Here is a 23905-nt window from a genome sequence, read left to right on the forward strand (position 1 = left end):
CCGGTTGGTTAACGGGCCGTGAGATTTGTGCGCTCGGTGACTCGGAATTCACACTGCCTTGGTTCATGATTGCGAAACTGTTCACCGCGGTCCTGTTATCCCTCGTTCTGGTTTCTCCCCTATTGAGCGCTCCATGAAAAAAATGCCTCGCTGGCTTGCCGTTGTTGCGGCCCTGTTGTTGCCCTTTGCTGCCATGGCGCAGCAGAAGGGGCTGGATATCGACATCATTGGCGGCAATGCCTCCGCCACGCCGATCACCGTCGTCCCGATGCCCTACCAGGGTTCGGCCGGTGCCCCGCAGACCGACGTGGCCGCCGTGGTACGCGCCGATCTGGACCGTTCCGGCCAGTTCCGCAACCTGCCGGAAGCCCAGATCGTCGAAAAACCGACCCGTGGCAGCGAGATCCAGTTCGCTACCTGGCGCGCGCTGAAGCAGAACTACATCGTCGTCGGCCGGGTCATGGACGCCGGCGCCGGTGCCTACCGCGTGGAGTACGAGCTCTACGACGTGCCCAAGGGTGAGCGCCTGCTCGGGCTGGCGATGACCGCCCGTGGCAACGCCATGCGCGATGTCGCCCACCAGATGGCCGATGCCATCTACGAAAAGATCACCGGTGTCCGCGGCGCCTTCTGGACCCGCATCGCCTATGTCACCGCCAGCGGCAAGGGCGATGCCATGCGCTATGCGCTGATGGTGGCCGATTCGGACGGCTTCAACCCGCAGACCATCGTGCGCTCGGCCGAGCCGCTGCTCTCGCCCAGCTGGAGCCCGGACGGCAACAAGCTGGCCTACGTCAGCTTCGAACGCGGCAACTCGGCGATCTACATCCAGAACATCTCCAGTGGCGCCCGTGAGCTGGTCACCAGCTTCCGCGGCATCAACAGCGCCCCCTCGTTCTCCCCGGACGGCCGTCGCCTGGCCCTGTCGCTGTCGCGCAGCGGCAACCCGGAGATCTACGTGATGGACCTGGGCAGCAAGCAGCTGACCCAGCTGACCAACCACTTCGCCATCGATACCGAGCCGACCTGGAGCCCGGACGGCAGCAGCGTCTACTTCACCTCCGACCGTGGTGGCCGCCCGCAGATCTACCAGGTGGCCTCCAGCGGCGGCAGCGCTTCGCGCGTGACCTTCCAGGGCAACTACAACGCCACCCCGAGCTTGTCCTACGACGGCAAGAAGCTGGTGGTCGCCCAGGGCAGTGGCAACACCTACAAGATCGCGATGATGGACAGCAGCACGGGCTCGGCCCGCTGGAACACGCTGTCGCCAGGGTCGCTGGATGAATCGCCGAGCTTTGCGCCCAACGCGAGCATGGTGTTGTACGCCGCCCGCGAGGGTGGTCGTGGCGTGTTGTATGCCGTTTCGGCCGATGCGCGCGTGCGCCAGCGGCTGGTTCTGGCCGACGGTGATGTTCGTGAGCCTTCTTGGTCGCCATACCGTACAAAGCGCTAACAGAGTGTTAAGATTTCGCCGTATTCATCCCTCATCCGGCTTTAGGAGCCTCAAAGGTATCGCCATGAACAAGACCACCCGCGTTCTGCTTGTCTCCCTGTTGTCCGTGGCCGCCCTGGCCGGTTGTTCCAAGAAGGTCAAGGAAGCGCCTGTTGCCCCGGTTGATACCGGCAGCACCACCGCTCCGACCGGCCCGTCCACCTCCGGCCTGTACGGCCCGGGCGATCTGGATACCGACTCCTGCCTGCGCCAGCGCGTGGTGTACTTCGACCTGGACAAGGAAGACGTGAAGCCGGAATTCCAGGCCATCATGGCTTGCCACGCCAAGTACCTGCGTGACCGTCCGTCCTCGCGCATGACCCTGCAGGGCCACACCGACGAGCGCGGTTCGCGCGCGTACAACCAGGCCCTGGGCGAGCGTCGTGGCAACGGCGTGTCCTCGGCACTGCAGGCCAACGGTGGTTCGGCTTCGCAGCTGACCGTCGTGTCCTACGGTGAAGAGCGTCCGGTCTGCACCGAGTCGGGCGAGTCCTGCTGGTCGCAGAACCGTCGCGTCGAGATCGTGTACACGGCTCAGTAATAGATGCGCTTTCGATTTCTATCGATGATCGTTGCGGCAGCCCTCGTGGCTGCCGCACCGGCCAATGCGCAGCGCCAGAGTCTGGCCGACCGCGTCGGCGCGCTTGAGCAGCAGGCGAACAACAACCAGTCCAACATGGACATGCTCAACCAGCTGAACCAGCTGCGTACCCAGTTGCAGGCCCTGCAGTCGCAGGTCGAGCAGCTGCAGCACGACAATGAGCAGCTCAAGCAGACCGGCAAGGACCAGTACCTGGACCTGGACAGCCGCCTGAACCGCCTGGAAGGTGGAGCCCCCGTGCTTCCCGCCGCCCCGGCCGCAGCCGCGACTGCCCCCGCTGCACTCCCGAAACCGGCAACGGCCGCTTCCGAGCGGCCGCCCTCCGTGCACGGCGATGCCGGCAGCCTGGCTGCCAGTGGCGACGAGCGCACGGCCTACAATGTCGCCTTCGATTCGCTCAAGGCCGGCAAGTACGACGACTCGGCGCAGCTGTTCATGAGCTTCCTCGAGCTGTACCCCAACGGTGTCTATACCCCCAACGCGCTGTACTGGTTGGGCGAAAGCTATTACGCCACCCGCAATTTCCCGCTGGCTGAGGCGCAGTTCCGCGACCTCATCTCGCGCTACCCGACCCATGACAAGGCGTCCGGTGGCCTGCTCAAGATCGGCCTGTCGCAGTATGGCGAAGGCAAGGTCGACCAGGCCCAGGCGACCCTGGAACAGGTCGTGTCCACGTACCCCGGCTCCGACGCCGCGCGCACCGCGCAGGACCGTCTGCAGTCGATCCGGCTGGGCCAGCAGATCCGCTGAACCCGCCCCGGGCCGCTGAGGCGGCCGGGCCCGGTATAATGATTGATCGCCAACCGGGCGTTGCCCGGTCTTCCGTGCCGGGCCATGCCCGGCTGTTGTCGTTTCCGAAGCCGTCCCCCAAGAATCACCGCCATGACCACGACCCTGTCCGCTGCCGCCGCACTCCCCAGTGAGATCGTGCAGTCCCCGCTGCCGCGACTGAAGATCACCGAGATCTTCCTGTCCCTGCAGGGCGAAGCCGATACCGCCGGCTGGCCGACCGTGTTCGTGCGCCTGACCGGCTGCCCGCTGCGCTGCACGTACTGCGATACCGCCTACGCCTTCCATGGCGGCACCTGGTGGGACATCGACGCGATCGTGGAAGAGGTGCTGGCCCAGGGCGTGCACCACGTCTGCGTGACCGGTGGCGAGCCGCTGGCGCAGAAGCGCTGCCTGGTGCTGCTGGAGAAGCTCTGCGATGCCGGCCTGGACGTCTCGCTGGAAACCTCCGGTGCGCTGGATGTCAGCGCCGTCGATCCGCGCGTATCGCGGGTGGTCGATCTGAAAACCCCCGGCTCCGGCGAAATGGCCCGCAACCGCCTGGAGAACCTGCCGCTGCTGACCAAGCGCGACCAGATCAAGTTCGTCCTGTGCAGCCGCGAAGATTACGAATGGGCCCGTGGCATGGTCCGTGAGCATCGCCTCAACGAGCGCAGCATGGTGTTGTTCTCGCCGAGCAAGAGCGAGGTCAGCCCGCGCGAGCTGGCCGACTGGATCGTCGCCGACCGCCTGCCGGTGCGCTTCCAGATGCAGCTGCACAAGCTTCTGTGGAATGACGAGCCGGGCCGATAAGCCGCCTTGGCATTCCCTGATGTACCCGGCGCGGGACAGCGTGCTGGTTCCCCGCAAACCACCGGAAACAGCCCCATGAAGAAAGCAGTCGTCCTCCTGTCCGGCGGCATGGACTCCGCCGCCGTCGTCGCCATCGCCCGCGAGCAGGGTTTCGCCGTCCACGCCCTGAGCGTGCGCTACGGGCAGCGCCACACCTCCGAACTCGATGCCGCCGCGGCGGTCGCCAGCGCGCTGGGCGCGGTGGCCCACAAAACCGTCAACGTCGACCTGCGCAGCATCGGCGGCTCGGCCCTGACCGATGATATCGACGTCCCCGAAGCGGGCGGTGAGGGCATCCCGGTCACCTACGTGCCGGCCCGCAACACCATCATGCTGTCCGTCGCGCTGGGCTGGGCCGAAGTGCTGGGCGCCAACGACATCTTCTGTGGCGTCAACGCCGTGGATTACTCCGGCTACCCCGATTGCCGCCCTGAGTTCATCCAGGCCTTCCAGGCGCTGGCCAACCTGGCGACCAAGGCGGGTGTGGAAGGGGCGGGCATCCAGGTCCACGCGCCGCTGCAGTTCCTGAGCAAGGCCGACATCGTGCGTGAAGGCGTTCGCCTCGGTGTGGACTTCGGCCTGACCGTGTCCTGCTACAACGCCGACGACCAGGGCCGCGCCTGCGGGCACTGCGACGCCTGCCGCCTGCGTGCGCAGGGTTTCACGGATGCCGGCGTACCGGATCCCACCCACTACGTGTGATGCCGGACGGGTACGCATGAGCGCGAAGATGCGTTAGAATGCGCACCCCCGGCGTCATGTCGGGGATGCAATGGGCCGTTAGCTCAGTTGGTAGAGCAGAAGACTTTTAATCTTTTGGTCGATGGTTCGAATCCATCACGGCCCACCATTGCATCCATGATCAAGGCGACCGCGAGGTCGCCTTTTTCATGCCTCCCGTTCGGCCCGGATCGCATCAAGCCCCGTCCTTCTGCATGGAACGCGTCGTGAACAACCAGCTCCCACATCCCCGGTCTACCTTCCGTCCCCACGCGCTGCTGCGTGGCACTGCACTGGTCCTTGCGCTGATTGCCCTGGATGCGGGCGCCGCGCAGGATCTGACGATCACCTACTACGACGTGCAGGGTGACACCCTGCAGGAACTGCGCACGTCACTGAACGCGCACGGTCCCGTCGGCAAGGACGGCGTGCGCCATCACGGCCACGTGGACTGGTACGTGGGGTGGAACTTCGACTATGCCCCACGAGGTGCAGGTTGCAGACTCGGCAAGGTGCGCATGGAGGTGAGGGCCACCATGGTGCTGCCGCGCTGGACCGGCGCGGACACGGCGCCCGCCTCGCTGCAACAGGAATGGGCGCGCTACAGCCAGGCGCTGCGGGTGCATGAAGACGGCCATGCAGCGCATGCCGATCAGGCTGCCGAGGACATCCAGCGACGATTCGCCGCCGTTGGCGGCGGGATGCGCTGCCCGCAGCTCGGTGAGGAACTCAACCGCATCGGGAAAGCGGTTCTCGATGAATACGCCGCGCGCGACAAACAGTACGACGAAATCACCGAGCATGGTGCCACGCAGGGCGCGCGTCTCTAGCGCGCAGGAGGCACTGCAGTGAGCGGCTCAGTGCCGCGTGATGTCCTCGGCAACGGTCTCCAGCAGTCGTTGCGCGCGTGCGCGTGCCCCTTCGCCAGCGCGGGGCGTGATCGGTAGATCGGGCGCGATGCCCGCCACTTCATCGGTGCCGTCGGCGCGCAACCGGACACAGTCCGGAATACGCATGCGCAGGTGTGAGTGGGGCAGCTCGCGCGATGGGGCGCCGCTCATGAAACCGCAGCCGTAGCCACCACTACCGGTGCCGACGATGCGCGCGATGCGGTTGTCCTGCATGCGCGCGGCAAACATCTCCGCCGAGGACACGGTCTTGCCATTGGTGATGACGTAGACCGGCCCGTCCCACGCACCCCAGTGGGCGCGCAGGTCCTGTGCCCAGTCGAGACGGTGGGCGATCAGGAAATCGTCCAGCGTATCCACCGCCTGGCTTGGCAGCGGGCCACCGGAGGTGCCTGCCGCGACCAGGCGGCGGCACTGGCCGCCGTTCCATGGCTGCTGGGTCTGCCACACCCAGGACAGGTCACAGGCTGGAAGGCTCAGTGCACGCCGCGAAGCATCGAAGCTGGCGCGCTCCGCCGTCAGCAGGCGGCGGGCGGTGGCGGCCGGATGATGGCGGCGCAGGGCATCGTCGAGTCGCTCGAACTGTTCGTCGAGATAGGGCCTGCCTGCGGCGGACTGACTGACCAGCAGCGTGGCCGACGTGACCGGCCGCGGGGTGAACAACCGCGCAAGCGTGTCGCCACTGTCATCCCCGCCCGGGTTGTCGCCGACATCGACCAGCACGGCATCGACGCCATCGTGCTGGAACCGGCGCAGGCTGCCGGCGATCATGGCCACCCAGCCGTTCACCAGCACGCTGCGCATGTCGCCGATGGAATCGGCATGGCGCAGCTGTGGCCACAGCGCGTGGCATAGACCGGGATAGCGCAGCGCATCGAACTCGTGCAGCCGAAGCACGCCCACCTTGCGTCCCTCGGGCAACGCGAGGATGCCGGCGCGCAGCGCAGGGTCGGCCTGGCCGTCCAAGGGGGTGTAGCCGGGCAGTGTTTCCAGCGGAAGGCTGAAGTCCTGCCGGCCTTCATCGGCGACCCCGAGCGCGGCGCAACCGGCACTCGGGCCCAGCGTGCGCGGATCGACAGCCCGTGGTGGCTGGGACGTGCCGCCTGCATCCAGCCGGTCGAGCAGCGCTAGGTGGCCATCATGGAAGCCGGCCAGAAAACTGCGCAGCGCCTGGGTGGCCTGGGCGTCATTGCGTGCCTCGGCGAGGTCGCGCTGTGCCCGGGCATCAAGGGTCGGCAGATCGACGCCGCTCTCGGGCGAGGCCATCCAGGCCAGGTGCGCGTAGTCGCTCTGCAATGCTGCTTTGAGCACCGCGTAATCTGCCCGCCAGGCATCCCGATCCACTGCCGCGGCCGCGCTCACGCCACTGGCCGAGAGCGTGCCCACCGCCGCCAACAGGCCCGCCATCCATCGCATGGTTGCCATCACATCCTCCCTGAGTCGGGCCGGCACATCCGGCTTCCACGTGACTGTCCACCCTCGATCTTAGTCAAGGGGACGCCTCGCAGGTAGTGGCAGCGGTGCCCTGCGCACACCTGCACGTCGAGGCGGAGAAGCGCCATGAGCATCGCAGGGAAGGACGCCACGGGCCGATCCTTGCGCCTGGCGGACCGTGTCGGCTGGAGGAGGCGCCGCATACACCCGCTACGCACGCGATCGCGCACAATAGGCCGTCTTTGAGCTGATTGCTGTTGGAGGTGCCATGAAACGTGTCGTCCTGCTGAGCCTGGGGGCGCTTGCGCTCGCGGCGTGCTCCAAGCCTGAATCCGCCGATCAGGCGGGCCCGTCGGCCACCGCCGAGGCCCCCACCGCGGCCAAGCCTGCCGACCCTGCCGCTGCCGCGACCCAGTCCCCGTCGTTCGATTGTGCCAAGGCACAGTCCGAGGCCGAGAAACTGGTGTGCGTCGACCCACGGCTGGCCGCGCTGGACCGTCAGCTGGCCGCGCTCTACAAGCGCGTGCAGACCAGCCCGGACGAGCTGGACATCGCGGCCGAACAGCGTGGCTGGATCAAAGGGCGCGATGCCTGTTCGCGCGCGGTGGATCCCAAGCGCTGCCTGGTCGAGTCCTATCAGACCCGTCTGGTCGAGCTGACCATCAACGGCGGCGGCATCCAGATGCCGGCGAAGGTCGAGTACCGCTGCGACGACAACAGCAAGCCGGTGACGGCGGTGTTCTACAACGACATCGACCCGACCGCGGCCGTGGTCAGCTGGGGCAACGATCAGGCGATCGTCTTCCCGATGCCCGTGAGCAAGGACGAGAACAATGGCGGCCGCTGGGGCCGGGAGGGCGTCGACCTGCGTATCCACGACGACCAGACCACCCTGGACTTCTACGGCACCACGCTGCAGTGCCAGATCGCCCGGTGATGCCGGCCACCGCCGCGTCGCTCAGCGCACGCGGCGGTAGCGCACCTCGTTCTGCCGGTCGCCGACCTCGGTGGTGACGAACCCGTCGCGGCTCTGGCTAATATCGAACACGCTGCTGCCGACGTTGAGCTGGCCGCCGTTGACCCAGCCATTCAACGTCTGGCCGCCGGTCTGCGCGCTCATCCGGCCATCGCTGTCGATGCGCATGCGGATGTCGGCATTGAAGGTCGGGTTGTAGCCCTCGAATTCTCCGATCATCCAGCCGGGTACGTAGGAGGTATGCCGGGCGCCCTGGTAGGTGTCGTCGTCGTAGCGCGCGTCATCCTTGTTGGCGTTGTGCGCCAGCGCGCCGAGGATGGCCGCGCCGATCAGCACGCCGGCGGCGACCTTGGCGTCGTGGTTGTCATCATCGTGGCGATCATCACGGTCGCTGCCGCCGTGGACCCGGAACGAGGCCCGGCAGCCATCATCCACCCAGACCTCGCGGCGGTCGTAGTCCCAGGTGCGGCCTTGCCGGCAGTCCGCACCGGACAGCTTGCGGTCCAGGGTGACGTAGCCGGCGCGGGGCAGGGTGCAGGATTGATAGCGGTTGTCGCGGCTCTCGCAGGTGACGAAATCATCCGCACGCGCGTTCTCGAACGGAAGCAGCAACAGCAGGGGCGTGGCCAGCAGCGTACGAAAAAGCATGACGTCGATTCCGGCAGGGAAAAGAAGCGCGTTTCACTGACGCCGACGATGGGCACGCGGGCATGAAATCCGGATGAAGATCACCCGCCGTTCAAACCGATCAGCCGCCTCAGGCGCAGGCCGCCAGCGGTTGCTGGAAACAGGCCCGGATCGCGTCGAGCAGTTCGCTCATGCTGTACGGCTTGGGCAGGAAATGCATGCCAGGGCCGAGCTGCGGCACCACGACGGAAGGCTCCAGGCCCGAGGTGACCAGCACCGGCAGCCCGGGCCGTTCCTGCTTGACCCGATGGGCGGCCTCGATGCCGCTGACCGCGCCCAGGCAGACATCGGTGAACACCAGATCGAAGCGCTCGCCGGCCTGGAGCAGCCCCAGCGCGGCTTCCGCCGAACTGACCGCAACGACTTCGCAGGCCTGGCTTTCCAGTGCCATGCGGCTCAGTTCGCGGGTGTCTTCGGTGTCTTCGATCAACAGCACGCGGGGTTCGGGATGGTGCTTGGACAACAACATGGAGCGTGGTTCCTGCTTACCCCCGGACAGGGGCGCGCAAGTATCGCGGGCCGCCGGTGAGGAGGCCGTGGACGGCACCGAAATGCCAGGTAAACCCCCCCCGCGTGACCTGCCTTCGGGTGGCTCATGCCGATGTGAGGGACCGGGGCCTGCGGCGGTGCCAGGCCCAGACCAGCGCCACCGCCAGTCCTGCTGCTGACAGGCGCAGCACGGTAGCCGGCCAACCGACGGCCGTGGCCTCGGTGATCACGAACACGTTCCAGGCCAGGTTGAGCGAGACATGCAGGGCCAGCCCGCTCCACAGGGTGTAATCGTCCAGAGTATTGAGCCAGGCGAACACCAGCCCACCGATGCCGGTGATGGCGAACACCTGCAGGGCCATGCTGCCGCCACCGCCGAACGACCACCAGTGGATGGCGCCGAAGATGACAGCCTGGACCAGCGCAGCAGCCAGCCACGGCCAACGCTGCTGGCGGTGCGCGAAGATGAAACCGAAACCGCGGAAGATGATCTCTTCGGCGAGTGGAAACAGCACGCCGAGCATCAGCAGGGCGAGCACATCCTGGGTCGGATTGAATCCCCCCAGCCACCACAGACCCAGCCAGCACGGCAGCGTCGCCAGCAGCGCCAGGGCCGGCCCCTGCCAGCCATTCCAGCGCAACCCGAGCAGCGCACTCAGGCGCTGCCCCGGCCGCACCAGCAGCGCGGCCACGAGCAGCACCAGCAGCACGCCCAGGCCGTTGTCGAGGATGGCGCCGCCATAGGGAATCGGCAGTTTCGGGATCGGTGCGCCCAGCCACGCGGCAAGGTCGCGCAGGTTGATCGAGATGGCCAGGGTCAGCACGACCACGCAGGCGGCCAGCCAGGTGGGCAGGCGGAAGGACGGCATGGGACGCTCCATATCCAGGGATGCGTGGATTGTTGGCGAGGACAGGCCGGGCAGCATGGGGCATTGGTCGGGGGGCCATCGGTCATGGCCGCGTTGCACCACGGTCAGGTGGGACCGGCTAGAGTGCGGCTTTGCCCCTTGGATAACTGCCCATGCAATGCCCCGTATGCAAGACCCAAGCGCTGCAGATGTCCGAGCGCCAGGGCATCGAGATCGATTACTGCCCGCAGTGCCGTGGCGTGTGGCTGGACCGTGGCGAGCTGGACAAGATCATCGAGCGCTCGGCCGGTGCCGCAGCACCGGCCCCGGTACGCGCGGCTGCTCCGCCGCCGCCGGCCGCCGTGCAGCACCGTGACACCCGCCATCTGGGCCAGCAGCCGTACGGCGACCAGCACGGCTACCGCAAGAAGAAAAAAGAAAGCTTCCTGTCGGACCTGTTCGACTTCTGACAGGCGCCTGTGCCGTGCTCAGGCGCGGCGCAGGATGAATTCCCGGTCGACACTGTCGCCGACCGGAAAATCGTATTCGCCGACCTTGCTGCAGCCATAGCGCGCATAGAAGCGCTGCGCACCTAGATTTTCCGACCATACGCCGACCCACAGCGTGCGCCGCTGCGGTTGATCGAGCCACGCCAGGAACGCGTCCATCAGGCGCGCGCCGTGACCACCGCCCTGGTGGCTGGCGAGCAGGTAGAGACGTTTGAGTTCGATATCGCCCTCGGCGGCATCGGCATGCGGCAGGCAGTTCGGCCCTGCGGCGAGATAGCCCACCACACGTGCGCCGTCTTCCAGCAGCCACGCCGCATTGCGTGGGTCGGCGAGCTCGCGGCGTTGTGGCTCGACCGCGTAGTGGCTGTCCAGAAAATCACGCAGATCCTGCGGCGGGTACGAATCGCCAAAGGTCTCGGTGTAGGTGGCGATGGCGATCGCCGAGAGCGCATCGGCATCGGCAAGGGTGGCGCGGCGGAGGGTCAACGTCATGGCGCAGGGCAGGCAGAGCGGGTCGGCAGCTTACGGCATCGGCGCAGGCGGCAGGGGTTCCGGGCACCTTGGTACCCGGAACCTGTCACGGCCGCTGGATCAGAACCAGACGCGCACGCCCGCCACCCAGCGGGTATCGCGCGCGCGCTCACCGGCCACCTCGTGGTAATCAGCGGTATCGCCGAACAGCCGCTCGTGGCTGATGCCGATGTAAGGCGCGAAGCGGCGGCTGAACTCGTAGCGCAGGCGCAGCCCGGCCTCGACCTTGTTGAGTCCCGAACCGTTGCCGTACGCCGGCTCGTCCTTGGCCGAGAACGTGGCTTCCACCAGCGGCTGCAGGATCAGGCGGTTGGTCAGCAGCAGCTCGTACTCCACTTCCACTGTCGCAGCAAACTGTCCGCCTTCGCCGATGTAGGCCGTGGCCGAGGTCTCGAACTTGTACGGCGCCAGGCCCTGGATGCCGAACGCCGCCCACGTGCGCGAATCCGCCGGGCGGAAATCCTGCTTCACGCCAACCAGCACGTCCCACCACGGCGAGACGCTGCGGCCGTACATCACCTCGAGATTGGCCGACTCGGTGCGGCCGTCACCGCGCTCGCCTTCGCTGCGCAGCCATAGCCGGTTGATGTTGCCACCGACCCAGCCGCTGGCCTCCCACGCCTGGCCGGTACCGTGCTGGCCGTCCCAGTGTTCCAGGCGGTTGACCAGCAGCATGCTGTGGATCTCCGGTGCATGCTCCATCGCACCGTGGTCGATCGGAGGGAACGCGGCGAGGCGGTCGGCGGGCGTGACGACCGGAATCGGTTCGCGTGGCTCAGTGAGCGCGGGTGGCTTCGGCATGCCGTGGTCCTTCGTCGAATGGTCCATCTGGCTGTGATCTGCGCTGCCATGGTCCATCGTCGAATGGTCCATCTGGCTGTGATCGGTGCTGCCGTGGTCCATCGTCGAGTGGTCCATCTGGCTGTGATCGGCGCTGTCGTGGTCCATCGTCGAGTGGTCCATCTGGCTGTGATCGGCGCTGCCGCCATCTGCCGGTGGCGCATCGGCCGTGATCGGTGCCGTGGCATGGCCGGCATGCGACTGCGCCCACGTCGGGGCGGACAAGGCCAGCAGCAGCGCAGCGCTGAGGGTGGGCATCGCGGTAAGCGGAGCGCGGCTCATTCTTCGATCCTCACTTCGCGCATCATGCCCGCTTCCATGTGGTACAGCAGATGGCAGTGGTAGGCCCAGCGGCCGAGCGCGTCGGCGCGCACGCGATAGGTGCGGCGGGTGCCGGGGGGCATGTCGATGGTGTGCTTGCGCAGGTGGAACTGGCCATCGGCGTTTTCCAGGTCGCTCCACACGCCATGCAGATGGATCGGGTGCTGCATCATCGTGTCGTTGACCAGCACGATGCGCATGCGTTCACCGTAGTTCAGGCGCAGCGGTTCGGCGCTGGCGAACGGAATGCCGTCGAAGGACCAGCTGAATTTCTCCATGTGGCCGGTCAGGTGCAGCTCGACCTCGCGGCCGGGATCGCGGCCATCGGGATCGTCGAACAGGCTGCGCATCGCACCGTAGGTCAGCACGTGACGACCGTTGTCGCGCAGGCCGATGCCGGGATCATCGAGCTTTGGGTCGGTGGCCATGCTCTGCATGTCGACCAGCGGATTGCCTTTTTCGCTGGCCGGGTGGCGCGGCGCCTTGGAATCAGCGCCGTGCGCGCCGTGGCCCATGCTCGCGCCGCAGCCACCTTCCATGCCCTTCATGTCGTGACCCGCCATACCGTTTCCGGCATGGCCCATGTCATGGCCCATGTCGCTCATGGTCAGCAATGGGCGCGGGTCGCGCTCGGGAACCGGCGCCTGCAGGCCGTGGCGGACCGCCAGCGTGCCGGCGGCATGGCCGGTGCGGCCCATGTCCTGGCAGAAGATCGTGTAGGCATCCTGTCCACTGGGTTCGACGATCACATCGAAGGTCTCGGCCGGTGCGATGCGGAACTCATCGATGCTGACCGGGTGGATGTACTGGCCATCGGCGGCGACCACGGTCATTTTCAGGCCGGGGATGCGCACATCGAAGTAGGTCATCGAGCCACCGTTGATGAAGCGCAGCAGCACCTTCTCGCCACTGCGGAACAGCCCGGTCCAGTTGCCCGCCGGTGCGGTGCCGTTGAGCAGGTAGGTATAGGTGTGGGCGTTGATGTCGGAGATGTCGGTCGGCGTCATTCGCATCCGGCCCCACATGCCGCGGTCGGCGGTGGCTGCGGCCCAGCCATCCCGGCGCACATCACGGAGGAAGTCGGGCAGGGTGCGCTTGTAGTAGTTGTCGTACTCGGCCAGCTTCTTCATGCGGCGGAACAGCGCGCCGGGGTCCATGTCGGTCCAGTCCGAGAGCACGATCACGTGCTCGCGGTCGAAGCGGTACGGCGCCGGCTCGAGCGGGTCGATGATCAGCGCGCCGTACAGGCCGGCCTGTTCCTGGAACATCGAATGGCTGTGGTACCAGTACGTGCCCGACTGCTTGAGGGTGAACCGGTACTGGTAGGCCTCGCCGGGGGCGATGCCGTTGAAGCTCAGGCCGGGCACGCCGTCCATGTTGGCCGGCAGCAGCAGGCCGTGCCAGTGGATGGAGGTGGGGTGCCCCTGCAGCGTGTTGGCCACCCGGATGTTGACCGTCTGGCCTTCGCGCCAGCGAAGGATCGGCGCCGGCAGGCTGCCGTTGACGGTGATCGCCGGGCGGGTGCGCCCGGTGAAGTTGGCCAGCGATTCGCCGATGCTCAGCTGCACGTCATGGCTGCTCAGCACCTGCGGGGCACCGGCCAGGCCGGGGCCGGCGGCCGCGAAGGCGCGTGGGCTCAGGCCGGTGGCGGCCAGACCGGCGACCACGCCGCCGGCAGCCACGCCCTGCACGAAGAGGCGGCGTGACGGCATGGGCGGGGTGCCCGTGCCGGGTGTTTTAAGGAAAGACATTGCAACTCCGGATCCGATTCGAATGGCACGCGGGGTGCCGGCAACGCCCGCAGGCGGGGCCATGCGGGCAGGGCATCAGGCAGGCGCTCGCAGAGCGCTGCGGATCAGGCGATCGGAGGGCGGGTGATGCGGTCCAGCGGCGGTGTCGGTTGCGACGGATGCGCGGCCGGCAGCGGGGCGAGTGACAGCGGGGGGGGCGTGGCCAGCCAGGCGACCTGGGCGGTCAGGCTGGGTTGCTGCGCGCAGCTGCGCAGGCAGTCCTTGATCTTGCAGTGGTCGCCATCGTGAGGCGCCTGCACTCCGCTGGCGGCACCGGGCATGGCGTGGTGGTCATGCGGGAGGGCGGCCGCCGGTGCATCACCATGGCAGGGCGGTGCGGCACGGCTTGCGGTGGCCGGCTCGGCCAGGGCGAGCGCCATCGGGCCGGCCATGGCCACGTTCAGCCCGTTGAGCAACAGGCTGAGCATCAGGACGACTCGCAGGAGCAGGCCACTGGCGGACATGGGGCTCACCTTACTGCCAAATCCGCACGGTCGCACCTATGGCTGAACACGCGGTTCAACTCTGGAGCAAGGTCTGTCTGGCCGCCCCGGCGCATCAGCCTTCCTCGCGCACGATCTCGACCAGGCGGTCGCCGTAACGGGCCAGCTTGGTGCCACCGATGCCCCCGACCCGGCCCAGCGCATCGACGCTGGTGGGGCGCTGTTCGGCAATGTTGCGCAGGGTGCTGTCGTGGAAGATCACGAAGGCCGGCACGTTCTGCTCGCGCGCGAGTTCGGCGCGCAGGCCCCGCAGCGCATTGAACAGCGCCAGGTCCTGCGGCAGCACCGACAGGCCCGTGCGCTGGCCGCTGCGATCGCGCTCGCGGGCCGCCTTGGGGGTCTCGCGGCGCATCATGACCTTGCGCTGGCCCTTGAGCACCTCGCGGCTGCCATCGGTCAGGCGCAGCCCGCCGTAGGCGCTGCTGTCCACCTCGAGCAGGCTGGAGGCGACCAGCTGGCGGAACACGCTGCGCCAGGTGCGGGCGTCGAGATCCTTGCCGATGCCGTAGGTGCTCAGTTCGGTATGCCCGAACTGGCGCACCTTCTCGTTGTCGCCGCCGCGCAGGATGTCGATCAGGTGGCCGACGCCGAAGCGCTGGCCACTGCGGTAGACGCAGCTCAATGCCTTCTGGGCGGCGACGCTGGCATCCCAGGCATCGGGTGGCAGCAGGCAGTTGTCGCAGTTGCCGCAGGGCTGCGGGTAGGTCTCGCCGAACCCGGCCAGCAGGACCTGGCGGCGGCACTGCATGGATTCGCAGTAGCCGAGCAGGTGGTCCAGTTTGGAGCGTTCCAGCGCTTTGCGTTCTTCGCCCGCCTCGGACTGCTCGATCATCTGTTTGAGCAGCACCACGTCGCCCAGGCCGTAGCAGAGCCAGGCCTCGGCGGGCTCGCCATCGCGACCGGCGCGGCCGGTTTCCTGGTAATAGCCTTCCATCGATTTGGGCAGGTCGGTATGCGCGACGAAGCGCACGTCCGGTTTGTCGATGCCCATGCCGAAGGCGATGGTGGCGCACATGACGATGCCATCCTCGCGCAGGAAGCGACGCTGGTTGGCGGCGCGGACCTCGGGCGGCAGGCCGGCGTGGTAGGGCAGGGCGTTCATGCCCTCCTTGCACAGGAACTCGGCGGTTTCCTCGACCTTGCGCCGCGACATGCAGTAGACGATGCCGGCGGCCCCGCGGTGGACCTTGAGGAAGTCCAGCAGCTGCCTTTTGGCGTTGTCCTTCTGGACGACCGTGTAGCGGATGTTGGGCCGGTCGAAGGAGCTGACGAAGTGCTGGGCGTTGGTGAGGTCCAGGCGTTCGGCGATCTCGCGCTGGGTGGGCGGATCGGCGGTGGCGGTCAGCGCGATGCGCGGCACGTCGGGCCAGCGTTCGTGCAGGACGGTGAGCTGGCGGTATTCGGGGCGGAAGTCGTGGCCCCACTGGGAGACGCAGTGGGCTTCGTCGATGGCGAACAGGGCGATCCGGCTGCGCGAGAGCAGCGACAGGAAGCGACCGGTGAGCAGCCGCTCGGGCGCGACGTAGAGCATGTCCAGTTCGCCGGCGAGCAGTTCGCGTTCGACGCGGGCACTGGTTTCGCCGTCGAGGGTGGAGTTGAGGTATTCGGCGCGGACGCCGAGCTGGCGCAGGGCTTCGACCTGGTCCTGCATGAGCGCGATCAGCGGCGAGATGACGATGCCGGTGCCATCGCGGAGCAGGGAGGGGACCTGGTAGCAGAGCGATTTGCCGCCGCCGGTGGGCATGAGGACGAGCGCGTCATTGCCGGCGGCGACATGCTCGACGATCGCCTGCTGCGGACCGCGGAATTCGTCGTAACCAAAGATGCGGCTGAGCAGGTCGTGCGCGGGGCGGGAAGACATCGCCGTAGTTTACAGGGCTGGGCGCCCCGGGGCGGGTCATCCCATTCCGGATGTGAACGTAAGCGGGACACCCTTCGACCAGGCAGCCCCCCTTGGAGTCAAGGGGGGCGCGCCGCAGCGCAACCTTGGAAATCCCGCAGGGGCAAGGCCCCCGGAGGGATTACTGCAGCAGCGAACGCAGCATCCAGGCGTACTTTTCGTGGGTCTGCAGGCGCTGGGTCATCAGATCTTCGGTCGGTGCGTCATCGGCATCGTCGGCCACATCCAGCACTTTCCGGGCAGTGCGGCACACGGCCTCGTTGGCGGTGACCAACTGGCGTACCATTTCACGCCAGTCCGCGCTGTCGGTCAGGCCCGGCTCCTCGGCGATCGAGGTCAGGGCCGCGAACTCGCGGTAGGAGCCCGGGGCGTTGAAGCCCAGTGCACGGATGCGTTCAGCGACGTCGTCCAGGGCGGCCCACTGTTCGGTGTACTGGGTCTCGAACATGGTGTGCAGCGAGTTGAACATCGACCCGGTCACGTTCCAATGGAAGTTGTGGGTCTTCAGGTAGAGCGTGAACGCATCTGCCTGGAAGGCCGACAGTCCATCGGCGATCTTCTTGCGATCGCCCTCCTTGATCCCGATATCAATGTTCGGGGCCGACGGGGCCGCCGCGCCGAGTTTCTGCTTGGCCGTCTTGGGCTTTGCCGGGGTCTTGGTCGTCTTCGCCATGGGAGAACTCCTTATGGATGGGATGAATCGGATGGCCTTCACAATAGATCAGACTACCCTTTCAGTAGTAAACAAAAGTTCTAAACGAATCGATTGATGAGCGCTATCGAAAAACCACATGCAGCACGCCTGGCCCAGCAGCAGGCCGCGATCAACGGGGCCATGAGCCGCGACCGCGGTCGTTTGCTGGGGATGCTCTCGCGTTGGCGGGCCAAACCGGCGGATGCGGGGCTGGCGGCGGCGTTCGAGCAGGCCTTGCAGGCGTCCGTGCAGCGCCGTGAAGCGCGTGCGCTGAATCAGCCGGCCATCACTCTGGACGAGCAGCTGCCGATTGCGCGTGAAGCCGAGGCCATCACCGCGCTGATCCGCGACCATCAGGTCGTGGTGATCGCCGGTGAGACCGGCTCGGGCAAGACCACGCAGCTGCCCAAGCTGTGCCTGGCCGCCGGCCGTGGCACCGCCGGCATGATCGGCTGCACGCAGCCGCGGCGGATTGCCGCACGAGCGGTGGCCACGCGTGTCGCGCAGGAGCTGCAGTCCGAACTGGGCACCACCGTGGGTTACCAGGTGCGCTTCACCGACCGTGTCGGTGACGATACCCGCATCAAGTTCATGACAGACGGCATCCTGCTGGCCGAGATCAGCAGTGACCGCTGGCTGTCCAACTACGACACGATCATCGTCGACGAGGCGCACGAACGCAGCCTCAACATCGATTTCCTGCTGGGCTATCTGAAGCAGCTGCTGAAGAAGCGGCCGGATCTCAAACTGATCGTCACCTCGGCGACCATCGATACCTCGCGCTTCGCCCAGCACTTCGATGATGCGCCGGTGATCAGCGTGGAAGGCCGCACCTTCCCGGTGGACGTGCGCTACCGCCCGCTGGAAGGCGAGGGCGGCGGCGATGCCGACGGTGGCCGCGATGGCGAGCGCACCGTGAATGATGCAGTGGTCGCGGCGGTGGATGAAATCACCCGCATCGATCCGCGCGGCGACATCCTGCTGTTCTTCCCGGGCGAGCGCGAAATCCGCGATGCGCACCAGGCACTGGAGCGGCGCAAGTACCGCGGCACCGACGTGCTGCCGCTGTATGCGCGGCTGTCGGTGAAGGATCAGGACCTGGTGTTCAACCCGGGCAGCAACCGGCGCATCGTGCTGGCCACCAACGTCGCGGAAACCTCCCTGACGGTGCCGCGCATCCGCTATGTGATCGACCCCGGTTTCGCCCGCATCAAGCGTTACAGCCCGCGCCAGAAACTGGACCGGCTGCATATCGAAGCGGTCTCGCAGGCCAGCGCCAACCAGCGCAAGGGCCGGTGCGGTCGTGTCTCCGAAGGCATTTGCTACCGGCTGTATTCCGAAGCGGATTTCCAGTCGCGCCCTGAGTTCACCGATCCGGAAATCCGTCGCTCCAGCCTGTCCGGGGTGATCCTGCGGATGCTGCAGCTGGGCCTGGGCAGGATCGAGGATTTCCCGTTCCTGGAAGCACCGGATGAACGCGCCATCGCCGATGGCTGGCAGCAGCTGGGTGAGCTGGGTGCGGTCGATGCCGAGCGCCGCCTGACCCCGATCGGGCGCCAGATGGCGCGCCTGCCGGTGGACGTCAAACTGGCTCGCATGCTGGTCGCCGCGCAGGCACAGGGCTGCCTGCGGCCGATGCTGGTGATCGCCTCGTTCCTGGGCATCCAGGACCCGCGTGAGCGGCCACCGGAAGCGCGCGCCGCCGCGGACAACGCACATGCGCTGTTCGCCGATGGGCGCTCGGAATTCGTCGGCGTGCTGCGCCTGTGGGACGGCTACCGCCAGGCCCACGAAGATCTCACCCAGTCCAAGCTGCGCGACTGGTGTGGGCGGCATTTCCTTGGTTTCCTGCGCATGCGCGAATGGCGGGAACTGCATCGCCAACTGCGCGTGCTGTGCGAAGAACTGGGCTGGAATGAAGAGCCGGCAGAGACCTCGTTGGCGCCGCTGCTGGCCGGTTCCTCTGCACCGGCGCCGGCGCGCGATGACGAGGCCAGGATCAAGGCGACGCGTGGCCAGCAGCACCGTGCCGCGCGCCTGGCCCGCGAAGGGAAATCCGAACCGGCGCCTGCCGAGGACAAGGCCGCGCCCGGCAACGGTGCCGATCCCGAGGCACGCAGCGCGTTCAGCGACAAGGTGCGCGCCGCGGCGTACCAGACCCTGCACTGCGCGCTGATCGCCGGCCTGCCCACGCAGATCGGCCATCGCAGCGACAAGGGCGATTTCCTGGCGCCGCGCCAGCGTCGCTTCCTGCCGTTCCCGGGCTCGGCCCTGGCCAAGCGGCCGCCGCCGTGGCTGCTCACTGCAACCCTGCTGGACACCCAGAAGATCTGGGGTCTGACCAACGCGGCGATCGAGCCGGACTGGGTCATCAACGAACTGCCGCATCTGCTGCTGCGCAAGCACTTCGATCCGCACTGGTCGCGTGCGCAGGGCCAGGTGCTGGCCTCGGAGCAGATCAGCCTGTTCGGGCTGGTGCTGGCCCCGAAAAAACCGGTGCATTACGGCCGCATCGCGCCGGCCGAGGCGCATGACATCTTCGTGCGCCAGGGCCTGGTGACCGGCGAGATCAACACCCGGGCCGGCTTCGTGGCCGACAACCTCAAGGTGCTGCAGCAGGCGCGCGAAGAAGAAGCCAAGCTGCGCCGCGCCGGTATCGTCGCCGATGAAGGCTGGCAGGCGCGCTGGTACCTGGACCGGATACCGGCCGAGATCCATTCGGCGATGGGCCTGGATACCTGGTGGAAAGCACTGGCGCCGGAGAAGCGCCGGGCGCTGTCGTGGACGCTGGCCGATCTGCTGCCGGGCGAAGGCAGCGATGCCGAGCGCTATCCCAGGTACCTGCCGCTGGGCGATGCGCGGCTGGCGCTGCATTACACCTTCGAACCCGGTGCCGAGGACGATGGTGTGACGCTGGAGGTGCCGCTGCACCTGCTGAACGCGCTGGATCCGGCGCGGCTGTCGTGGCTGGCGCCGGGCTTCGTCGCTGACAAGGCCGCCGCATTGATCCGCAGCCTGCCCAAGGCGATGCGCCGCAACTATGTGCCGGCACCGGACTTTGGCCGCGCGTTTGCCGAGGCCTTCGCCGAACCGACCGCCGATGACATCCGGGGCGAACTGGCGCGGTTCCTCGCGCGCGCGACGGGTGCCAAGCTGGCCGCAACCGATTTCGACGAAGCCTCGCTGGAGCCGCACCTGCGCATGAACCTGCGCCTGCGCGATGCCGACGGCAAGGTGCTGGCGACCTCGCGCGATCTGGAGGCGCTGCGTGCCCGCTTCGGCGACAAGGCCGGTGAGGCCTTCGCCGCACGCGCAGGGCGTGCGCTTGCCGCGGAAGGGCTACGCGATTTCCCGGCTACCCCGATCCCGCTGCAGGTGCCCGGCGAAGCCGGCGTGCCGGCGTACCCGGCACTGGTCGATCAGGGTGAGACCGCAGCGCTGAAGATCTTCGCCGACCGCAACGAAGCGCTGGAACAGCATCCGCTCGGGGTTCGTCGATTGATGGAGATCGCGCTGGCCGACAAGGCCAAGCAGGCGCGCAAGCAATTGCCGGTGCCGCCCAAGACCGGGCTGCTGTACGCCGCGATCGAATCGCAGGAGCGGCTGCGGGGCGATCTGGTCGATGCGGCGATGAATGCCGTGCTGGCCGACGGGCTGGGTGATATCCGCGACCCTGCCGCGTTCGCCAAACGCAGTGCCGAGGCGGGCAAGGCGTTGTTCGGTGAGGCGATGGCGCGCCTGAAGCTGGCCGAGAACATCCTCGCCCACGTGGCCGAGCTCAAACCACAGCTGGAAGCGCCGCTGATGGGGTGGGCGCGTGGCAACCTCGATGACATGGAGCAGCAGCTTGCCGCCCTGGTCCATCCCGGGTTCCTGCGTGACACGCCGGCCGACGCGTTGGCGCAGTACCCGCGCTATCTGCGCGCGATGATCCTGCGCACCGAACGTGCCAAGCGTGATCCACCGCGCGATCAGGCGCGCATGCTGGAGCTGCGTCCGTTCGTGGAGGCGCTGGCGCAGGCCGACGCGCGTGGCCTGCGCCAGCGGCCGCAGTGGCAGGACCTGCGCTGGGACCTGGAGGAGCTGCGGGTTTCGCTGTTCGCCCAGGAGCTTGGGGCGCGTACCGGCATTTCGGCCAAGAAACTGGCCCAGCGCGTAGCCGCGCTGCAGAAGGCCTGATCCGGCAACCCCCGTGCCGGTGCGGCACGGGGAACCGGGTGCGGATTACTTGACGCGGCGGACCTTGGCGCGGGTGTTGACGCCCTGCACCTGCATGTACCACACGCCGCCCAGGCCGGGAGCGATGCTGACCTCGGGCGATTGGCGGCGGACGCCACCGACCTGGGCGTCGTCGATCTGCTCCCACTCCTGCGCGTTGGCGAGCACGTAACGCTGGCCCTTGCCGAAGCCGCGGAACTCACCGGTCAAGGTGCTTTTGATCGGCTCCTTGGTGCCGAAATCGAAGAAACCGTGGTTCTTCACGATGACTTCCTGGCGCCCCTCTTCGCGGGCCTGCTCGCGAGCATCGGCCGCCAGGGCAGCCACTTTGCCCTGCAGCCAGTTGTTGAGCTCGGCCAGTTCCTGCGGTGTGAGTTTCTCCAGCCCGGCCGCCTTGAACTCGGCCGGCGACATCTGCTGCTGCAGATCGCCTTCCACCACGCGCTGGGCCAGCGCCGGCAGCGACACACTCATCACAATGGCCGCGCAGGCCAACAACCGCAGACGGGAAAAGCGCATGGCAGGGTCTCTCCTAGGGATGGCCGCAGTGTAGTGCCAGCGCCCGGGCATGTGCACATGCAGGCGACGGCGATTGTCGGGGGGGCGCTGCGGCGCTAGTGTAGATGGCCTCTGTCTTGTCTGTACGATGCTGTGAACCGCGCTTCTGCCCCCGGCCTGGATGCCTTGTTGAACCGACCCTCGGTGGCTTCGCTGCCGACCGAACTGCGCGAGGCGTTGCTGCAGCGCTGGCAGCAGCCCGAGGCCGATCTGGACATGCGCGCGGGCTGGCCGGTGCTGGCCGACACGCTTGATGCGCTGTCGCTGCTGTCGGCCGACGAGTCGGCGCTGCTGGCCACCCTGCTGTTCGATCTGCCGTGGCTGCGCGCCGGGCTGGACGCGTTGCCGGTCGGTGCGCTCAAGCCGGTGGTGGTCGGCCTGCTGGACGGGCTGGACGCGGCCGACCAGGTCTGGGCGCTGCATGCCGGGCGTGAGGCCGGTCGCAACAGCGAGGGGCTGCGTCGCCTGCTGCTGTCGATCATCCGCGATCTGCGCGTGGTGCCGATCCTGCTCGCCCGCCAACTGGCCCGCATGCGCGGTGCCGATCGCCTGCCCGAGGAGGAACGGCGCGCGTTGGCCCAGCTCACCCGCGACATCCACGCGCCGCTGGCGAACCGGCTCGGCATCTGGCAGTTGAAGTGGGAGCTGGAAGACCTGGCGTTCCGCCACCTCGAACCGGAGACCTACCGCCGCATCGCCCGCGAGGTCGACGAAACCCGGTTGGCGCGCGAGCGCTATGTCGAGGCCGTCAAAAAGGCGCTGTCGCGCGAGTTGCTGGCGCAGGGCATCCGTGCCGAGGTCAGTGGCCGCCCGAAGCACATCTACAGCATCTGGCGGAAGATGCAGAAGAAGCGGCTGGCGTTCGAGCAGCTCTACGACATCCGTGCGGTACGCGTGATGGTGGAGGACGTGGCCGCCTGCTACGCCGCATTGGGCGTGGTGCACGCGCTGTGGGCGCCGGTGCCGAGCGAGTTCGACGATTACATCGCGCGCCCGAAGGCCAATGATTACCGCTCGCTGCATACCGCCGTGGTCGGCCCGGAAGGTCGCACCATCGAAGTGCAGATCCGGACCCACGACATGCACGCCCAGGCCGAGCTCGGCGTGGCCGCGCACTGGCGCTACAAGGAAGGCAGCAAGGGTGCGGAGAAGGCCTTCGACCGCAAGATCACCTGGATGCGCCAGTTGCTGGAGCAATCCCAGGAGGGGCACGGCGGTGAGCTGGCCGGCGCGCTGGATGCCGAGCTGACCGAGGACCGGGTCTACGCGCTCAGCCCCAAGGACGAGGTGATGGACCTGCCGCAGGGCGCCACGCCGCTGGATTTTGCCTACCACGTGCACACCATGGTCGGGCACCGTTGCCGCGGCGCGAAGGTGAATGGCCGCATCGTGCCGTTGACCTACCGGCTGCGCAGCGGCGACCGCGTCGAGATCCTGACCGGCAAGGAGGCCGACCCCCGGCGAGACTGGCTGCTGGCCTCCAGTGGCTTCCTGGCCAGCAACCGCTCGCGTGAAAAGGTGCGCGGCTGGTTCCACAAGCTGGACCGCGCACGCAATGTGCAGGCCGGACGCGAACTGCTCGAGCGCGAGCTGAAGCGGCTCGGCCTGCAGCATGCCGACCTTGCCATCGCGTTGAAGAAGTTCCACGCCGACAGCGTCGACGATCTCTATATCCAGGTCGCGCTGGGCGACACCGGGCCGAACCAGGTCAGCCGTGCGCTGCTGGAAGCCGAACGGGCCGCCAGCCAGCCGGCGGTGCCGGCGATGCCGCGGCCCACGGCGCGGCGCGACAGCGTGCGCAGTGCCAACTTCACCGTGCAGGGCGTGGGCAACCTGCTGGTGCAGCTGGCCCGCTGCTGCCAGCCGGTGGCCGGCGAACCGATCGTCGGCTACCTCACGCGGGCGCGTGGCGTCACCGTGCACCGCACCGACTGTGCGGCGCTGGCCCGGCTGGCCGCAGCCAGCCCGCAGCGCATTCTTCCCGTGGAGTGGGGCCAGGCCGGCGGTGGCTATGAAGTGGACGTGGTGGTCGATGCGGTCGACCGGCGCTGGCTGCTCAAGGACATCACGAACCTGATCGCGCAGGAGGATGCCTACGTCCTGGACATCCACAGCGACAACGTCCGCAACAGCGGCCGGGCGCACCTGCGGCTGCGGCTGAAGGTCAGCGACTACGGGCAGCTTTCCACCCTGCTGGGCAAGCTGGACGCACTGCCCGGCGTCAGCGAAGCCCGGCGTCTAGGCTGAGCTCACGTGCCCCACGCTA

Annotated in this window: 21 protein-coding genes and 1 tRNA gene; 11 read left to right on the forward strand and 11 right to left on the reverse strand. The window is 67.4% G+C overall.

Annotation, left to right across the window (positions count from 1 at the left end; translation table 11 throughout):
* Positions 1–133: 133 nt before the first annotated feature.
* The 7 genes from tolB to HMPREF3113_RS05475 all read left to right on the forward strand — a co-directional run bounded on the left by tolB (position 134) and on the right by HMPREF3113_RS05475 (position 5263).
* Positions 134–1453 (forward strand): Tol-Pal system beta propeller repeat protein TolB, encoded by a 1320-nt coding sequence (gene tolB, locus HMPREF3113_RS05445; RefSeq protein WP_046272625.1) that lies wholly within the window; start codon positions 134–136, stop codon positions 1451–1453.
* A 64-nt stretch (positions 1454–1517) separates the two neighbouring features.
* The gene (pal, locus tag HMPREF3113_RS05450; RefSeq protein WP_019185217.1) at positions 1518–2033 is read left to right on the forward strand and encodes a peptidoglycan-associated lipoprotein Pal; all 516 of its coding nucleotides are present in this window, start codon (positions 1518–1520) and stop codon (positions 2031–2033) included.
* Positions 2034–2036: 3 nt separating this feature from the next.
* Positions 2037–2843: a tol-pal system protein YbgF gene (gene ybgF / locus HMPREF3113_RS05455; protein WP_070471266.1), complete on the forward strand. Its 807-nt coding sequence runs from the start codon at positions 2037–2039 to the stop codon at positions 2841–2843.
* Between the two features lie 132 nt (positions 2844–2975).
* Positions 2976–3674, forward strand: coding sequence for a 7-carboxy-7-deazaguanine synthase QueE (gene queE / locus HMPREF3113_RS05460; RefSeq protein WP_046272627.1), 699 nt, complete (start codon positions 2976–2978; stop codon positions 3672–3674).
* A gap of 75 nt (positions 3675–3749) precedes the next feature.
* Positions 3750–4415 carry a 7-cyano-7-deazaguanine synthase QueC gene (queC, locus tag HMPREF3113_RS05465; protein WP_019185214.1) on the forward strand — a complete coding sequence of 222 codons (666 nt, stop codon included), beginning with the start codon at positions 3750–3752 and terminating at the stop codon, positions 4413–4415.
* 72 nt (positions 4416–4487) lie between these two features.
* A tRNA-Lys gene (locus tag HMPREF3113_RS05470) sits at positions 4488–4563 on the forward strand.
* A gap of 85 nt (positions 4564–4648) precedes the next feature.
* Positions 4649–5263, forward strand: coding sequence for a DUF922 domain-containing Zn-dependent protease (locus HMPREF3113_RS05475; RefSeq protein WP_070471269.1), 615 nt, complete (start codon positions 4649–4651; stop codon positions 5261–5263).
* Between the two features lie 27 nt (positions 5264–5290).
* On the opposite strand, the gene HMPREF3113_RS05480 is transcribed toward HMPREF3113_RS05475, so the two are convergent.
* Positions 5291–6766, reverse strand: a complete 1476-nt coding sequence (locus HMPREF3113_RS05480; RefSeq protein ID WP_083298723.1) for a S41 family peptidase — start codon at positions 6764–6766, stop codon at positions 5291–5293.
* A 277-nt stretch (positions 6767–7043) separates the two neighbouring features.
* On the opposite strand from HMPREF3113_RS05480, the gene HMPREF3113_RS05485 reads away from it, so the two are divergent.
* Positions 7044–7712 (forward strand): lysozyme inhibitor LprI family protein, encoded by a 669-nt coding sequence (locus HMPREF3113_RS05485; RefSeq protein WP_070471274.1) that lies wholly within the window; start codon positions 7044–7046, stop codon positions 7710–7712.
* A gap of 21 nt (positions 7713–7733) precedes the next feature.
* Here HMPREF3113_RS05485 and HMPREF3113_RS05490 read toward each other — a convergent pair whose 3' ends face one another.
* The 3 genes from HMPREF3113_RS05490 to HMPREF3113_RS05500 form a co-directional block, all read right to left on the reverse strand.
* Positions 7734–8399: a DUF3011 domain-containing protein gene (locus tag HMPREF3113_RS05490; RefSeq protein ID WP_070471276.1), complete on the reverse strand. Its 666-nt coding sequence runs from the start codon at positions 8397–8399 to the stop codon at positions 7734–7736.
* 109 nt (positions 8400–8508) lie between these two features.
* On the reverse strand, positions 8509–8907 hold the full coding sequence (locus HMPREF3113_RS05495; protein ID WP_019185159.1) for a response regulator: 399 nt from the start codon (positions 8905–8907) through the stop codon (positions 8509–8511).
* A 124-nt stretch (positions 8908–9031) separates the two neighbouring features.
* Entirely contained in the window at positions 9032–9796 is a 765-nt protein-coding gene (locus tag HMPREF3113_RS05500; protein WP_083298724.1) for a CPBP family intramembrane glutamic endopeptidase, read from the reverse strand.
* A 152-nt stretch (positions 9797–9948) separates the two neighbouring features.
* Between HMPREF3113_RS05500 and HMPREF3113_RS05505 the strand changes: the two genes are divergently transcribed.
* Positions 9949–10245, forward strand: coding sequence for a TFIIB-type zinc ribbon-containing protein (locus HMPREF3113_RS05505; protein WP_070471280.1), 297 nt, complete (start codon positions 9949–9951; stop codon positions 10243–10245).
* Between the two features lie 18 nt (positions 10246–10263).
* Here the strand turns inward: HMPREF3113_RS05505 and HMPREF3113_RS05510 are convergent, their stop codons facing one another.
* The 6 genes from HMPREF3113_RS05510 to HMPREF3113_RS05535 form a co-directional block, all read right to left on the reverse strand.
* Positions 10264–10776 carry a GNAT family N-acetyltransferase gene (locus HMPREF3113_RS05510; RefSeq protein WP_070471282.1) on the reverse strand — a complete coding sequence of 171 codons (513 nt, stop codon included), beginning with the start codon at positions 10774–10776 and terminating at the stop codon, positions 10264–10266.
* 99 nt (positions 10777–10875) lie between these two features.
* Positions 10876–11937: a copper resistance protein B gene (locus HMPREF3113_RS05515; protein ID WP_070471284.1), complete on the reverse strand. Its 1062-nt coding sequence runs from the start codon at positions 11935–11937 to the stop codon at positions 10876–10878.
* Positions 11934–13727, reverse strand: a complete 1794-nt coding sequence (locus tag HMPREF3113_RS05520; RefSeq protein ID WP_070471286.1) for a copper resistance system multicopper oxidase — start codon at positions 13725–13727, stop codon at positions 11934–11936. Before HMPREF3113_RS05520 ends, HMPREF3113_RS05515 begins: the two co-directional genes overlap by 4 nt.
* 104 nt (positions 13728–13831) lie before the next feature.
* The gene (locus HMPREF3113_RS05525) at positions 13832–14230 is read right to left on the reverse strand and encodes a CopL family metal-binding regulatory protein (protein WP_046272672.1); all 399 of its coding nucleotides are present in this window, start codon (positions 14228–14230) and stop codon (positions 13832–13834) included.
* Positions 14231–14324: 94 nt separating this feature from the next.
* A complete protein-coding gene (gene recQ / locus HMPREF3113_RS05530; RefSeq protein WP_070471288.1) occupies positions 14325–16130 on the reverse strand; it encodes a DNA helicase RecQ in 1806 nt (601 codons plus the stop codon).
* A 160-nt stretch (positions 16131–16290) separates the two neighbouring features.
* Positions 16291–16842 carry a Dps family protein gene (locus HMPREF3113_RS05535; RefSeq protein ID WP_019185151.1) on the reverse strand — a complete coding sequence of 184 codons (552 nt, stop codon included), beginning with the start codon at positions 16840–16842 and terminating at the stop codon, positions 16291–16293.
* 96 nt (positions 16843–16938) lie between these two features.
* On the opposite strand from HMPREF3113_RS05535, the gene hrpA reads away from it, so the two are divergent.
* The gene (hrpA, locus tag HMPREF3113_RS05540; RefSeq protein WP_070471290.1) at positions 16939–21042 is read left to right on the forward strand and encodes an ATP-dependent RNA helicase HrpA; all 4104 of its coding nucleotides are present in this window, start codon (positions 16939–16941) and stop codon (positions 21040–21042) included.
* A gap of 45 nt (positions 21043–21087) precedes the next feature.
* Here the strand turns inward: hrpA and HMPREF3113_RS05545 are convergent, their stop codons facing one another.
* The gene (locus HMPREF3113_RS05545) at positions 21088–21600 is read right to left on the reverse strand and encodes a hypothetical protein (protein ID WP_070471292.1); all 513 of its coding nucleotides are present in this window, start codon (positions 21598–21600) and stop codon (positions 21088–21090) included.
* 132 nt (positions 21601–21732) lie between these two features.
* Between HMPREF3113_RS05545 and HMPREF3113_RS05550 the strand changes: the two genes are divergently transcribed.
* Positions 21733–23886, forward strand: coding sequence for a bifunctional (p)ppGpp synthetase/guanosine-3',5'-bis(diphosphate) 3'-pyrophosphohydrolase (locus tag HMPREF3113_RS05550; protein ID WP_070471294.1), 2154 nt, complete (start codon positions 21733–21735; stop codon positions 23884–23886).
* The last annotated feature ends 19 nt before the right edge of the window (positions 23887–23905 follow it).

The organism is Stenotrophomonas sp. HMSC10F06 (assembly GCF_001807865.1).
Lineage (GTDB): Bacteria > Pseudomonadota > Gammaproteobacteria > Xanthomonadales > Xanthomonadaceae > Stenotrophomonas > Stenotrophomonas bentonitica_A.